At 67.9% G+C, this 14,348-nt stretch carries 11 protein-coding genes; 10 read left to right on the forward strand and 1 reads right to left on the reverse strand.

Annotation, left to right across the window (positions count from 1 at the left end):
- The first annotated feature begins 20 nt into the window (after window positions 1-20).
- The 9 genes from ACQP2P_RS15765 to ACQP2P_RS15805 all read left to right on the forward strand — a co-directional run bounded on the left by ACQP2P_RS15765 (window position 21) and on the right by ACQP2P_RS15805 (window position 9,290).
- Window positions 21-1,556, forward strand: a complete 1,536-nt coding sequence (locus tag ACQP2P_RS15765; protein WP_433616764.1) for an SCO6880 family protein — start codon at window positions 21-23, stop codon at window positions 1,554-1,556.
- On the forward strand, window positions 1,553-3,214 hold the full coding sequence (locus ACQP2P_RS15770) for a hypothetical protein (protein WP_433616766.1): 1,662 nt from the start codon (window positions 1,553-1,555) through the stop codon (window positions 3,212-3,214). Before ACQP2P_RS15765 ends, ACQP2P_RS15770 begins: the two co-directional genes overlap by 4 nt.
- Window positions 3,214-5,073: a type IV secretory system conjugative DNA transfer family protein gene (locus ACQP2P_RS15775; protein ID WP_433616768.1), complete on the forward strand. Its 1,860-nt coding sequence runs from the start codon at window positions 3,214-3,216 to the stop codon at window positions 5,071-5,073. The genes ACQP2P_RS15770 and ACQP2P_RS15775 overlap by 1 nt, the downstream gene beginning before the upstream one ends.
- Entirely contained in the window at window positions 5,070-5,774 is a 705-nt protein-coding gene (locus tag ACQP2P_RS15780) for a hypothetical protein (protein ID WP_433616770.1), read from the forward strand. Before ACQP2P_RS15775 ends, ACQP2P_RS15780 begins: the two co-directional genes overlap by 4 nt.
- Window positions 5,771-6,088 (forward strand): hypothetical protein, encoded by a 318-nt coding sequence (locus ACQP2P_RS15785; protein ID WP_433616772.1) that lies wholly within the window; start codon window positions 5,771-5,773, stop codon window positions 6,086-6,088. The genes ACQP2P_RS15780 and ACQP2P_RS15785 overlap by 4 nt, the downstream gene beginning before the upstream one ends.
- Window positions 6,088-6,381, forward strand: a complete 294-nt coding sequence (locus ACQP2P_RS15790; protein ID WP_433616774.1) for a hypothetical protein — start codon at window positions 6,088-6,090, stop codon at window positions 6,379-6,381. The genes ACQP2P_RS15785 and ACQP2P_RS15790 overlap by 1 nt, the downstream gene beginning before the upstream one ends.
- Window positions 6,382-6,470: 89 nt before the next feature.
- Window positions 6,471-6,887: a hypothetical protein gene (locus tag ACQP2P_RS15795; protein ID WP_433616776.1), complete on the forward strand. Its 417-nt coding sequence runs from the start codon at window positions 6,471-6,473 to the stop codon at window positions 6,885-6,887.
- Window positions 6,884-8,005 carry a C40 family peptidase gene (locus ACQP2P_RS15800; RefSeq protein WP_433616777.1) on the forward strand — a complete coding sequence of 374 codons (1,122 nt, stop codon included), beginning with the start codon at window positions 6,884-6,886 and terminating at the stop codon, window positions 8,003-8,005. The genes ACQP2P_RS15795 and ACQP2P_RS15800 overlap by 4 nt, the downstream gene beginning before the upstream one ends.
- A 340-nt stretch (window positions 8,006-8,345) precedes the next feature.
- On the forward strand, window positions 8,346-9,290 hold the full coding sequence (locus tag ACQP2P_RS15805; protein WP_433616779.1) for a hypothetical protein: 945 nt from the start codon (window positions 8,346-8,348) through the stop codon (window positions 9,288-9,290).
- Window positions 9,291-9,294: 4 nt separating this feature from the next.
- On the opposite strand, the gene ACQP2P_RS15810 is transcribed toward ACQP2P_RS15805, so the two are convergent.
- Window positions 9,295-9,777: a hypothetical protein gene (locus ACQP2P_RS15810; RefSeq protein ID WP_433616781.1), complete on the reverse strand. Its 483-nt coding sequence runs from the start codon at window positions 9,775-9,777 to the stop codon at window positions 9,295-9,297.
- Between the two features lie 359 nt (window positions 9,778-10,136).
- Between ACQP2P_RS15810 and ACQP2P_RS15815 the strand changes: the two genes are divergently transcribed.
- Window positions 10,137-13,859 carry an NACHT domain-containing protein gene (locus ACQP2P_RS15815; protein ID WP_433616783.1) on the forward strand — a complete coding sequence of 1,241 codons (3,723 nt, stop codon included), beginning with the start codon at window positions 10,137-10,139 and terminating at the stop codon, window positions 13,857-13,859.
- The last annotated feature ends 489 nt before the right edge of the window (window positions 13,860-14,348 follow it).

Here is a 14,348-nt window from a genome sequence, read left to right on the forward strand (position 1 = left end):
TTTGAGACGACGGGGGATCGATGTCAGCGAGGTTCACGTTTCCGCCCCGCAGTACCCGCGGCGCGGTGCTCGGGTTCACCTGGTCGCAGATCGGCGGCGTCGTCGTCGGCCTGATCTGCGCGATGATCGGCATCAACCTGCTCGCCGCGGGGCACAAATGGCCGGCCGTCGCCATGTTCGGTATCGCGGTGCTGCTCGTCGTCCTGGCGCTGCTGCGGTTGAAAGGCCGCCGGATCACTGAGTGGCTGCCGGTCATCACCGGTGCCCTGGTGCAGAAGGTGACCCGGCAGGACCGCTACCGCGGCGGGATCTTCGCCGCGAACGGCGGTGACCTGCTCGACTTGCCAGGCGCGGCCGCCGGGTATCGGTGGCTGACCGCCGTCGCCGCCGACGGTGTGACCCAGGTCGGCCTGCTGTACCACCGCACGGAGAAGACCGTCACCGCGGCCCTGGCGTGTACCGGCGGCAACTATGTCCTCGCCGATCCGGACGACCAGACCCGCCGCCTCACCGACTGGGCCCAAGCGTTGAACATCCTGGGCTCTGAATACGCCGACTCCGGGCTGGTGCGGTGGTCGCTGACGACCCGCACGGTGCCCGACACCGGCAACCGCGCCCAGCGCTACCTCGCCACCCGGGCCGTCGAGACGAGCAGCACCGCCTACCGGTCCCTCGCCGAACTGACCGCGGCCGCGGCGCCGAGCGGGCAGCGGCACGACACGTTCCTCGTCGTCGTGTTCGACATCGCCAGGATGTCCGGGGAGATCGACGCGGCCGGCGGCACCGACACCGCGATCGGCGTGGTGATCCTGGAACGCCTCGCCGGGATCGCCGCCACCGTCGCCGAGGCCGGGGTGAGCACCCACGGCTGGCTCAGCCCCCGCCGGTACGCGGCAGTGCTGCGCACCCAATGGGACCCGGCCGATCAGGAGGCCGTCGACCTGCGCGGCAGCAGCACCACCGGCCACGCCGGGATGCCCGCCGAGGCAGGTGTGGCGCCTGGCGTCGAACCGCGGCTGGCCGGGCCGCTCGCCGCGGAGACCGTCGGCTGGGACACCTACCGGCACGACTCCGGGCTGTCCCGCACGCTGTGGGTGGCGCAGATGCCCCGCCAGCCGGTCGGTGGGACCTGGCTCACCCCGCTCTACACCCGCGGCAGCGGCCGGCGGACCGTCACCCTCACCGCCCAGCCCGTCCCCGCCGCGCTGGCGCAACTCGCCGCCCGCCGCGACCAGGTCGCCACCGCCGGCGACGAGATCACCAAACGCAAGCTCCGCCTGGTGCGCACCGCGCGGGAGGACGAAGAGGCCAAGGCGGTCCTGCAGATCGACCGGGAGCAGGCCGCCGGTCACGTCCGCTACCGCTACCAGCTGCTGATCACCGTCACCGCCGACACCCCCGACGAGCTGGACCGGCACACCCGGGCCGCGAAACGCGTGCTGTCCCGCGCCGGCTGCGAAGCCGTCACCCTGTACGGCGAGCAAGACCAGGGCTTCGCCGCCGGTGCGCTGCCGCTCGCCCGAGGGCTGAAGCCGCTGCGCGGGTGGTCCGCATGACCCGCCACCGGCAGGAACGCCCCAGGGTGCGCCGCGAGGGGTCGCTGCGCGACCTCATCGCCGACGGGGCCCGTAGCCGGGACGCCGCCCGCGCCCTCGCCGCGCTCCGCCGGGAGCAGGAGGCACTCGCCGCGCAAGAGGCCAAGCTGACCGGCCCGCCGCCGGTTGGGCGCCGCGGCAGTTACGGACCCGCGGCCGGGCGGCCCGGATCGCTGCTGCGGCTGCCGCCCCTGGTCACGACCTCGGCGCAGCTGTGCTCGGTGTACCCGTTCGTCACCGACGGCGGCCTGCCCGTCGACGGGCCCCTCATCGGCACCGAGGTCTACTCCCGCTCCGGGTTCACGTTCAGCCTGCACGAGCTGTACCGGGCGAAACTGCTCAGCGCCCCGAACATGGTCGTCACCGGCCGGATCGGCACCGCGAAGTCCTCGCTGCTGAAGACCCTGGCTTTCAGAGGGGTGCCGTTCGGGCAGCGGTTCTACGTCACCGACATCCGCTCCGAGTACGCCGAGCTCGCCAGGCTCTGCGGCATCACCCCGCTGCGGATCGGACCCGGGCGTGGCATCGTCATGAACCCCCTCGCCGGGATCCGGCGCGAGCCGGGCATGTCGGTGCCGCAGTGGCTGCAGGTCCAACGCACCCGCCGGCTGCTGCTGCTGGAAGGGCTGCTGGAGATCCAGCTCGGCGGGTCGCTGAGCGAGGCGGAACGCTCCCTCGTCGAGTACGCCGTGGACGCCGTGGTGCGCACCGACGACGGGACCAGCCCCGACCGGCAGGGCACCCCGACCCTGTCCCGGGTGCTCGCCGCGATGGGCGAACCCGAGCATTGGCAGCACCGCCTGCAGGACCTCGCCTACCCCCTCGACACGTTCATCGCCGACTCACGCCGGGTCCGGCTCGCCCTGGAGCGGCTCATCCGCGGCGCGATCGGCGGTGTCTTCGACGGCGACGACACCACCGCGTTCGCGCGGCTGGACTTCGACGAGCCCGGCGCCGTGCTCGACCTGCGCGACATCCGCGCCTCCGACCAGCTCACCGCCATGGCCATGACCTGCGCACAGTCATGGCTGGAAGCCGAGCTGTCCCGGCCGGACGCAGGATCGCGGCTGTGCATCTACGACGAGTTCGCGTTGATCGCGCGGCATCTGCCGCTGATCCGGCGCATGCGCGAGCAGCTCAAACTCGCCCGTGCCCTGGGCATCGGCAACGTCCTGGCGTTCCACCGCTTCTCCGACCTCGCCGCGATCGGTGACGGTGACAGCGAGGCCGTGCGTATCGCGCGCGGCCTGATCGAGGACTCCGGTGTCCGGATCAGCTACGGCCAAGAACCCGGCTCGCTGGAACCGGCCCGCGAGTTCCTCGGCGCGACCAACGTCGAAACCGATCTGCTGCGATTCCTGCGCCAAGGCGTGGGGCTGTGGAAGATCGGCACCCGCTCCTACGTCGTGCGGCACCAACTGTCCTCGATCGAACGCGGCATGGTGCACACCGACAGCCAGATGGACGCGATCGCCGCCACCGATGCGCGCACCGACGACGCCGAAGCCCGCATCGAGGCCGCGTTCACCGGTCACGTCTCCCCGAACGCCGGCCGCGAGCCGGCAAGCCGGACCACTGGCGCAGCGCAGCTGCCGACGGCGGGACGGGGGGCCGACTGATGCGACGCCCACCGCTGTCCGCACCCGGGCACGGGATGCCCCGCCAGGGCCTGTCCCGCGCCGACATCGTGGTCCGGCTCGGCATGCTCGCCTTCCTCGCCGTGGTCACCGGCGCCACCATGTGGACGCTGTGGCTGGCCGGACAACTCGGCGGCATCCTCACCCACGCCACCTGGCCGGACAGCACCCCCGCCGACGCGCCGGCGATCGCGCTGCGCCTTGCCGGGCACCTGCGCCACCCGGCCGACGCGTGGCCCGTCCGGGCCCGAGCCGACCAGCCACCACCGTGGGTGCTCTACCCGATCTGGACGTTCCTGCTCGCCCACCACCTGTCGAGCCTCGCCGCCGTGACATGGCTGCTGCTGCGGCATCGCCGCCGCCCCGGATTCGCCCGCACCAGCGACGCCCGCAAACTCCTGTCCGCCAACGCGGTCCTCGCCCGGACCGACATCGTCCGGCCCGGCCTGACCATCCGCGACCGCGACACCCCCGCCGCTGCCGCCGCCAAAACCGCCCGCCGCCACGACCCGCTCGAGGTCGGCCGGTTCCTCGGCAACGACGCCGTCACCGGAAGCCCGCTCTTCCTCGCCAACGAATACACGTTGCTCGCCACGGCGGTCGCCAGATTCGGGAACAAGACCACCAGGTTCGTCATCCCCAGAGTGCTCGACGCACGCGGCGCGGTCATCTCCACCAGCACCCGCCTCGACGTCGCCGCCGTCACCTTCGAACACCGGGCCCGGATCGGCCCGACCCACGTCTTCGAACCGCAGGGCGAGATCCCCGGCGTGCCAAGAATCCGCTGGTCACCGATCGAAGGGGCCGACGACCCGATCGTCGCGATGTTGCGCGCCCAGGGCTTCGCCAGCGGCTCCGGCGTCGGCGCCGACAACGTCGAAAATGGCAAATACTTCCAGGACCAGGCTGCGAGTCTCATCCGTGGGATTCTGCGCGCAGCCGCGCTCGACGAACACGCCACGATGGTCGACGTCCTGGCCTGGAGCCAGAACCCGTCCAACGCACGGCCCGAACGGATCCTGCGCCACCACGGCATCCACAGCTGGGCCGACCGGCTCGCCCGGCACCGCGAAACCACCGGCCGGGCCCGCGACACCATCCAGAGCGTCGTGTCCGGCGCCCTGGACGCGTTCAACGACCCGCGGGTGCTCGCCGCGTGCAGCCCACCGCGCGGGCAGCAGTTCCATGCCGCCGACTGGCTCGCCCAGTCCGGCACGCTCTACCTCGTCGGCACCCGCGACGCCCAAGCCCTCATCGCGCCGCTCCTCACCGCCGTCACCGAAGACCTCCTGTACCAGGCCAAACGCATCGCGCTCACCGCACCGGGCGGACGTATCGAACCGTGTCTGTACTTCGTCGGCGACGAGATCGCGAACGTCGCACCCCTCGGGTCGCTGCCGTCGCTGATGACCGAAGGTGGCGGCTCGGGCATCGCGGTGGACATCTACTGCCAGAACACCCAGCAGCTCATCGAACGCTGGGGCGATAAGGCCGGCCGGTCCATCGACGCGTCCGCGAACGCCCGGCTGCTGATCGGCGGTTCCACTGACGTGCAGGGCCTGCGCGACGCCCAGGCACTGGCCGGGCAGGTCCAGGAGGTCTCCTCCTCGCACTCGTGGGGCGGCGGACGCGCGTCGGTGTCCGAGAGCGTCCGCCGCGAAAACCTCGTCGACCTCGCCGAACTGCGCAGCCTGCCCGAAGGTCGGGCGCTCGCCCTCGTCGGCAACCTCCGCCCGGTCGAACTCGCCGTACCGGCCTGGTACGAGCGCCCCGACGCCGCTGAACGCACCGCCGACCGCGACGCGTTCCAAGCCCGACTCGCCAAGGCAGCCACACCATGACGACACCCTCGACCAACCCGGGCAACCCGGGCCAGCCACAGCCCAACGAGCGCGTGACCCCGGATCCGATGGACAACGCACTGGAGACCGTCGCGCTACTCACCGGCGGCCTCGCCGAGCTCCACGACACCGTGGCAGCCCTTGCCGAAGACCACTTCAAGCTCCGCGAGGAGATCCGCGCCGCCGCAGGCCCGACCATCCGGTCCGGCGCCCCGGCCGACCTGCGCTGGCAGCTGCTCGACCGTCCCACCGCCGCCAACGTCTGGGTCTGGCTGATCGACTGGGTCGCCTGGATCAGCGACCGATACCAACTCACCGAAGAACTTCCCGCCTGCTGGCACCGCCACCCAGCACTCGTCGACGAGCTCACCGCGCTCGCCGCGAGCTGGCACGTCGCCTACGACCCACGCGCCACCGGCGACGCCCCGCTGCGCTGGCTCGAAGCGTTCGCCCGCGCCCGCGCCCGCATCCGCGACTGGGACGAACCCACCCGCTGCCGCAACGGCGAACACACCGACCGGCGGGTCGACCTGCACTGGCCACCCGGTTGGCGCGACACCGCACTCGACACAGCCGAAGCGGACGGCCGCGAGCGCCCGCTCCCGCCCGGCCCGGCCAACGCCGTCCGCGCGGCCGCCGGCGGCGAAGTGGACCCAGACCCGCCCGAGACAGCAGCTCGCGCCGGAGGTGATCAGCGGTGACCCGGCCCGCCCTCGTCACCACAGAGTCCGGCTGGGCAGCCCTCGAGCACGAAGTCCGTGACCTGAGCATCGGGATCAAAGACACCAGCACGTGGATCAACAACCGGATCGAAACCTACCGCGACGCCCGCGATGAAGCAGAGCGGCGCAACGACAACGAACCCGGCCAACAGAAGGACACCGCCATGAGCGAAGACGAATTGCGCGAGCAACGCGACCGCGCACTCATCGAGCAGCTCGCAGCTGACGACCGCGAGCTGGAGGAAGAGTATGCAGCGCTAGAGCGTGACCGCGCCGCGGAGCTGGACACCTGATGGGCCACGTCACGACTGCACGATCACAGCTGCGCCACGCAGACGGGCCGGTAACGCATCTCCCGGCCGCACGCAGCGACGAACCGGCTATCGATCTCCGCGCGCTGGCCGACCACGTCGACCCGCTCGTTGCGGACATCACGCAGCAGATACGGCGCCTGCGCACCATCGGATGGCACCAGCAGGACACCGCGCTCACCGACCTGCGGCGTGCCGTCTACGAACTGGGACAAAGCGTCGATCAGGCAGCCGGCGGCTGGCCGCCGGCAGCAGCGCCGGACGAGGCGCCATGAGGAGCGCACGCGCGATAGCACTGCTGCTAGCAGCCGCAGTCACGGCTGTCGCAGGATGCAGCCCGACCGCGCCCAACACGCAGAACCCCATGCCGAAAGCGTCCAACCAACGCACCGACCTGACACGCTCTGCCGACGCCACCACCTCGGCACCCGAAGCACCGATCGATCCGGCGGCCATCGACGCGGCGACCCGCTTCATCCAGCTCTGGGGCCGGCCGACCATCGACCCCCCGGCGTGGCTGGCTGACCTCGTCCCGCTCGCAACCCTGCGCTATGCACAGGCCCTCGCCACCGTCGACCCCGCACGAGTTCCGACTGCTCTGCCGACCACGCCGCCCGGCGCAGCCACCCCGACCGGATCGACGGCGCCGAGAGTGCTGTCCGCGACGCCAGCCGGCGCCGTCGTGCTCGTGCCCGTCACCAGCGGCGACGTCAAGGTCACCATCCTTCACGCCAGCAGCAGCTGGCTCGTCGACGACGTCGAACCCGGAACCACACCATGAAGCGCCGCACCAGCACCCGATGGGTCCTTGTCGTCCTCGGCGTCGTCGCGGCCGTCGTCATCGGCTGCGGCGCGCTCGCGGCCATCCTGACCCCGGACAACGCCTACGCCTGCACCACCAATGCGGCAACCGCCACCTCCAACCAAGACCCGAACGCCACAACCGACACGTCTGATGCCCCGACCAACGCCACGGCCAGCAGCGGCCGACAGGTGGGCCGGTGGAACGCTGACCAAGTCCACAACGCCGCCGTCATCGTCGCCGTCGGCGCCGAACGCAACATCCCGACCCGAGGTAAAGTCGTCGCCGTCGCCACGGCGATGACGGAATCCTCGCTGGTCAACACCGCCGAGGTCACCGACCACGACTCGGTCGGGCTGTTCCAGCAACGCCCAAGCCAGGGCTGGGGCACCGCCGCGCAACTGCTCGATCCCCGATACGCGGCCGGCAAGTTCTACGACAAGCTCCTCACGATCCCGAACTGGGAACAGCTGCCCCTCGCGCAAGCCGCACAGGCCGTCCAGCGCTCCGCCTACCCGGACCGATACGCCGAATTCGAGGACGACGCCGTCCAGGTCGTCGCGGCAGTCGGAGGCGACCCCAGTGGCCAACTCGGCATCACCGACCTCCACTGCCCCATCGATGGCGGCGACGGCAGCATCGACGTTGACGGCGCCGGCCTCCCCGACGGTTTCACCCTCCCCGCCGACACCCCAGCGGCAGTCGTCACCGCGATCGGCTGGGCCCTGCAACAACTCGGCACCCCCTACCACTACGGCGGCGACTGCACCGCCGCCCACTCAGGCATCCCCGCACACCAATGCGACTGCTCATCCCTCATGCAGGGTGCCTACCGGGCGGCCGGGATCAGCATCCCCCGCACCACCGGCGGCCAGGTGAGCACAGGCACCGCCGTGGCATCCCTCAACGACATCCGCCCCGGCGACCTCGTTCTCATCCCTGGCAGCCAAGGCACCCGCACTCGCCCGGGCCACGTCGGCATGTACATAGGCCAAGGGCTCATCGTCCAGGCGCCCCACACCGGCGACGTCGTCAAGATCAGCAATCTCAGTTCGTGGAGTGCCCAGATTGCGGCTATTCGCCGCATTATTCCGTGATTGCGGTTGTAGGTTCTCACCGCGGATGGCGGATTCCCACGATCTTGGCGGCCGGGGTGGCGGTTCCGCCAAGATCACGAGAGCGACCCGCGTACGGCTTGTCCGGTCTCCGTGAGGTTGGCGGATTCTCGGACAGCTGGCGGGCTTCCCGACGGATTCTCGTGCACGGTGGCGGCAGAGGCCCGATATGTACACGTATGCCTGGAATACATCTCAGGCAATCTGGCGGGTCTCAATGGATCAGTGTTATCCGGACGGGCTTGACGCTTCCCATGGGTGCCGCCGGGGGCTGCTGGCGGACTGCCTCCCGCGCCCTTGGTAACGCTGCGTAGCGTCGATCGTGGCGGTTCCGCTGGCGCTGCGCTTCCGGATCCGGGCAGCCGACGTGAGTGCACTCCGGCGCAAACGCGAATCCTATTCGGGGAAGGGTGCGCAGCAAGGAGCCTTCCTGCGAGATGATGGGCGTATGCCACGTTTGCAGCCAACCCAAGAGACGCTCCGGACCCTCTATCTGCACTCCGGAAATGAATGCGCCTATCCTGACTGCACCGCCCGGATAATCAATGATGCGGGCATCTATATAGCCCAGCTTGCTCATATCGAGGCGGCGGAACGTGGGGGTCCGCGCTACAACGCTTCCCAGACAGATGAGGAGCGACGGTCCGCGGAAAATCTTCTATTTCTTTGTTACGTGCACCACAAGGTTACGGATGCGCCTGAATACACTGTTGCCAAACTGCGGCAATTAAAAAAGGATCATGAGTCTAGGTTTGGCGAAGCCGCCATAGCCCGCTTGGCAGATGCGGTACAGGATCTGACCAAGCAACAACAAGCTCATGGCGCCTTCAGCCTAAGTCGTCTTGCTGATTTCATTGACTTGCCGAACCGTCCGGTCGAGCTTCCAGCTCTTGCGCAGGAGATGCGCGCATTTGCAGCGCAGCTGGCAGATCTTCCTCGGGAGCATCGAGGAATTCTCGCAATCATACTTGAGAAGGGCAAGAGCCAGTGGGGGAATCGATCCAAGATTAGGATGCAGATTCATGAGTTGGAGGCTCGGGCGGGGGTCGGTTACCGTGGCCTCTACCCGCACCTGAAGTTCCTGGAGGAAGGGAACTTTGTAGAGCTGGACATAGACGATCCCGAGGAGGGCGTACCGAGGGTTTCGCTGCGTAACCGGCGCGATTTCGAGAACCCACTCTGGGAGCTCATCAAGAGTTTCTGTGACGCATCGAACATATCAGTGCTAGACATCGTTGTTGACTTGGACTTTTCTAGCCTGGACTAAATTCTCAATCGCGGCCTGGCTTCCTCTTCTGGCGCCTGCCGCGTGGGGGCCGGCGGCGCGCGGTTACGCCCGGTTGTTCCGCGCCGTTAGCAGGCGGCATGGTCGTTGAACTCTGGCGCGTCGAAGACGGGCTGACCGTCGAGCAGGTAGGGCGTGGCCGGACTGCTAGACGTAGGTCAGCGGGCAGCCATGTCGCAGGGAATGCTCGGCGCTTGCTGAAACAGTGCCACGTAGAAGGTGGCGGGTCGTTGATGGCGGTGGTCAGCGTCATCGGGCCGCTCGGCAGGCCGGCGGGCAGGCCGACCTCGGCGGCGATCGGGGCGATCGCTGCGCGCAGCCGCTGCGCGCTGAACACGTTCGTCACGTCGTCGTAGATGCTCTGCGCGGGAAATTTGATCAGGCCGGTGAAGTCCACCGGCACGATGAGCGAGGCGTTGAGGAACTCCGTGGCGTCGTACCGCGCGTACATTTCGGCGAAGTCGTCCATGCTCGGGTTGAGCTTCTCCTCGAAGTCCCCGGCCGTGGTCGGCGGGCCGGGATAGGGCGGCAGGGTTCCGCGCGGCGAGCGCCTCGTCGAGCAGAGGTGCGCATGCGTCCTGCGCCCAGTTCAGGGCGCTGATTCTGCCCAGGTAGATGCCCGCGCCGGGAACACTACCGGCCAAGGTCCGTCCGTCTCTCGTCGGCGTCGGGGGACACAACCGCCATAGCTCCAGGACTTTGGTATCGGCTGTGAGGCTAACGCTGATCAACCCGCTGAGAGAGCAGCACGCGACGACGCTCGGGGCACGCCGTCGGCCAGTCTCGCGAGTCGCTCCGACCCCGTCGCGTGCGGTGAGTGTTCATGACGTGATGCGATACTGGATCGGCGGCTGCCGCTGTCCCGCGGCGGGCCCTGCCCCCACCTCGACGGCGCTGAAGGACTCGATGGCACTCGACACGATCAACGACTCGTGGAAGTACCTGTACGAGCGCCTCGGTGAGAAGCGGTTTCAGCAGTTGTGTAATGCGCTGCTGGTGCGAGAGTTGCCCGGCGTCCAGTGTTTCCCGGTCGGTCAGAAGGACGGTGGCCGCGACGCTGTCCAACACGACGGCGAACGTCGGGTGATTTTTCAGGTGAAGTGGAGCAAGACGCGGATACGCACTCCCGTTACCTGGCTCGACAACGCGATCAAGGAAGAAGCGGACAACATCAGGCGCCTCGTCGCCGCCGGCGCCGATGCCTACTACCTGATGACATGTGTGGCGGGCACCGCCACGCCGAAGCGTGGCACGATGGACAAGCTCGACGAGAGGCTGGCCGCGCATTCGAAAGCGTTCGGCATCCCGATGACCTGCTGGTGGCAGGCCGACCTGGACGCCCGAGTTGACCTAGCCCCCGACGAACTCAAATGGTCCTACGCCGACATGCTCGCCGGGCATGACCTTGTCCGTTACATGATCGAGGGTGATCGGCGGCGTAGCCGGGACAAGGACATCTTCGAGCTGCTGATGAAAGTCATCTCGACGCAGTGGAGCGACGACTCGAAGATCAAGTTTAAGCAGGTCGACCTTGACACCCAGAGCTTGGCGAACCTCTTCATCGACGTGGAAGCGAAACGACTGAGTCGCCCCTCCGTGGCGGCCGGGCTGAAGCCGGCCAACGTTCCGACCGGCGAGATGCCCGGGCCGCTCGATCGGGTCGACCTGCGCGGGGCCGCGGCCTATCTGCTGCGAGCGACGCAGCCGCTGACCCTGGTCATCGGTGAGCCGGGCCAGGGCAAGTCGACCCTCGGCCAGTACGTGTGCCAGGTCCACCGCGCGGTGTATCTGGAGGAGACGGCGTTTCTCGCCGCGCAGCCGACCCGGCTGACGACCCGGGAGGCGCGGCTGCCGATCCGGGTGGATCTGCGCGATTACGTCGACTGGATGGAGGGTGGTGAGCCTCTGTCCGACCACGGCGGCCCGGCCTTCGATAGGGCTCGTAAGCCCCGCAAGGATGTCGCCCTCGATTCGTTCCTGGCCTATCTGCTGCACAAGCGCAGCGGCGACCGCACCGTTACCGTCGAGATGGTCCAAGACGTCCTCGACCGATTTCCCATGCTGGTCGTCCTCGATGGCCTCGATGAGGTTGGGCAGGTGCGCAACCGGGCCAGAATCGTCACGGAGATCGACGATTTCGCCAGCCGACTCGGTCGCGGCGCCGTCATGCCGCAGTTGATCGTAACGACCCGCCCGAACGCGTCGGGGCTGCCTGAGCCCTCCCACGAGCGGTTCGAAACCATCTCACTGGTGCGCCTGAGCCCGACGCTACGCACCGCCTACTTGCGTAAATGGGCGGACGTCCACAACGTCCGCGGACGCGACCGACGCGCGCTACAGACGATCTTCGACCACCGGTCCGCCGAGGCACACATCGCGCAGCTGGCCGACAACCCGATGCAATTGTCGATCCTGCTGTATCTCATCCACGCGCGCGGTGACTCGCTGCCGTCGGCCCGCACCGCCCTCTATCGCTCGTACATGGAGATCTTTCTCGACCGGGAATCGAAGGATCCGCTGGTCCGGCGTCACCGCAGCGACCTCGAAGAGATCACCGCCTACCTCGGCTGGCACGTACAGTGCCTGGCCGAGTCCGCCGGTAGCGACGGGCGGTTGCCCACCAAGACCATCAAGCGACTCATCAACGACTATCTATACGTTCAGGAGAAGGACAACTCGATCGTCGACGACCTGTTCACCGCGGTCACCGACCGCGTGTGGGCCTTGACCAGCAAGGTCCAGGGCACATTCGAGTTCGACGTGCAGCCGGTACGCGAATACTTCGCCGCGACGTATCTCTACAAATTCGCCGGCGGTGCCGCGATACCCCGCGACAAAGTTCTCCAGGAACTCATCACCCGCCCATACTGGCTCAACACCTGCCGCTTCTACGCTGGCTGCGCCAACGAGAACGAACTGAGCACCCTTACCGACGGCCTCGAGGAGGCGTTCGAAACCAACGCCCACCCCGGCCAGATCCGCACCGGGGCCTGGGCTCTCCTCGTCGACGGTGTGTTCTCCGAGCGTAAACGGGCGCAGAACCGCGCCACCAAAGTCCTCACCGATGATCTCAGCGTCCGGCTGATCACTCACACCATCCGCAACGATCTCGACATGCCCACCCTCGCGCTCGACCGCGGCGGCGCCCAACTCGCCGAGCACCTCCAACACACTGTGCAGACCGACCCCTCCGACAACCTCGCCGAAGAGCGCATCGCACTCCTTGCGAAGCTGACGGCCGCCGCCGAACACCTTAAGGCATGGTGGCGACCCCACATGGAACAGGCCATCGGCACCCGGGCTGAGATTGCCTGGCTGCGCGTCGGCGCGCACTTCTTCGGCGGAAACGACCTCGGCCCGGACACCATCGTCAAGCTCGACCTTACCGCGCCAGGCGCTGCCGAGGCTGCGCTAAGCGCCGCCGTCAACCCACCTATCGGATCCGCTGCAGAACAGCAGCTCATCGAGGCCGTCCTGTCCGGGGCTTGCTCCGACGCTACCGTCACCGGCTACGGCTACGCGGCCGATCTCCTACGAGTACTACGCCCACAGAACTTCCTACAACTTGCCCGAGCCAACGAAGCACGTAAAACCTCCGACATCGCCGGTGATCACACCCTGACAGCCGCCCAACGCCAGGCAGCGATCCAGCGCCTCAAGAAACGCGACCCAAGGTTCGATCGCATCCAGGCCGCCATGGCCTTTCGGAAAGGGCAGGCCGGAACGACGTCCCCTTGGGGGAACACCGCTCGCGCACTCCGCGACACCATCGGGCCATGCTGGCTCGCCGCCGAAATTGCGATCATCGGCGCGTTCGTCTCCAACAGCCGGTGGCGGACCGGAGGCGACATCACAGGAGGATCCGCCGCACTAGGGCCAGAACCCGACTACGGTCGGCTACTCCAAGAAACCCGTTACAACCGCGGCACTGCCCAGTGGTGGCACGACCAGTACAGCGCAGCCGATGACCTGCTGTCACGCGCCACTTGGGCCTTGGCACTGGTAGCAGTCGCCAAAGACTCCGTTGTCGGCGAGAGTATCGAGCTGCTCAACAACGCGTTGACGGACCTGCCGGCGACAATGGTCGACGCGCTCCTGCGCAGCTCCAGCAGACTTGGCCGAAGCGGCCAGGGGCGACGACTCGCCGCAAGCACGCTGGCGGCAATGGCAGCGTCCTCAACTGAGGCGACACTCCTGGTCGCCCATCACACCGAGGCGGCGGACGGTTTGCCGATGCTTTCCGGCGAGCAACTGGCCGCCGTAGCATCACTCGGAACAGTCGGCTGGCCGGCCACCAGCGCGATCTCAACCCGGATGATGCAACATCCGACAGCCGCGCATCTCAGCCTACTGACAGCGTGCGGTCCGTACGCAGCCGCTCGTGTCGACGATGTTGCCCTGCCGAACGACATCGCACGTAGCATCCTCAACTCGCCCGCCCAGTTCCCGTTCGCGTGGGTACGGGCCGCCGAACGCTGCGTATCCAACAGCGCACCGGAACGACCCCTCGCCGATGTCGCGCGAACCCTTCGCTGGTTCGACGAGCAGTAGCAGAGGAGCCTGGATCTGCCGCCGGCCTGGCGTCGACCAAGATCAGGTGCACGGAAGTAGCCGCGATCCGGTGCGCCCAGGTTCAGGCCAAAAGCTGGCGGTGCGGCCAAGGTGGTGACTCACGGTCACGGCCGCGCAGGCGGGTGACCTGTGGGTGGGACCGGTTATGGTCATCCGTCGGCACCGGTTGATGCATCGAATCCACCAACATCACCGAGAATCCTGACCGACCGCGTCTCGCTGTACCTGTCGAAGTCCAGCTCACGGGCACCGACCGATGACAGGATGCTTGGGACATCGAGCCAGGTCGCATCTTGTTGACGCGACAGCCCGAGCCGGGACCGCCTTGTTCGTCTCCATCTACTTGTCGCGAGCGAGCTCACCGCATGGTCATTCGCCATGATTTCTGAGACCGGATAACGGCGACTGTGCGCCTGGCGAACCTAGCAGCTCGGCGCCCAGTATTGTTTTCGCCGTATAGGCCGCTGC

The sequence above is a fragment of the Dactylosporangium sp. CA-139114 genome, from assembly GCF_050955725.1.
GTDB lineage: Bacteria > Actinomycetota > Actinomycetes > Mycobacteriales > Micromonosporaceae > Dactylosporangium.

Coding starts and splice junctions, on each gene's coding strand:
- ACQP2P_RS15810 (WP_433616781.1), bottom strand. CDS start 9,777: ATGGACGACTTCGCCGAAATGTACGCGCGGTACGACGCCACGGAGTTC.
- ACQP2P_RS15775 (WP_433616768.1), top strand. CDS start 3,214: ATGCGACGCCCACCGCTGTCCGCACCCGGGCACGGGATGCCCCGCCAG.
- ACQP2P_RS15765 (WP_433616764.1), top strand. CDS start 21: ATGTCAGCGAGGTTCACGTTTCCGCCCCGCAGTACCCGCGGCGCGGTG.
- ACQP2P_RS15790 (WP_433616774.1), top strand. CDS start 6,088: ATGGGCCACGTCACGACTGCACGATCACAGCTGCGCCACGCAGACGGG.
- ACQP2P_RS15800 (WP_433616777.1), top strand. CDS start 6,884: ATGAAGCGCCGCACCAGCACCCGATGGGTCCTTGTCGTCCTCGGCGTC.
- ACQP2P_RS15770 (WP_433616766.1), top strand. CDS start 1,553: ATGACCCGCCACCGGCAGGAACGCCCCAGGGTGCGCCGCGAGGGGTCG.
- ACQP2P_RS15780 (WP_433616770.1), top strand. CDS start 5,070: ATGACGACACCCTCGACCAACCCGGGCAACCCGGGCCAGCCACAGCCC.
- ACQP2P_RS15795 (WP_433616776.1), top strand. CDS start 6,471: ATGCCGAAAGCGTCCAACCAACGCACCGACCTGACACGCTCTGCCGAC.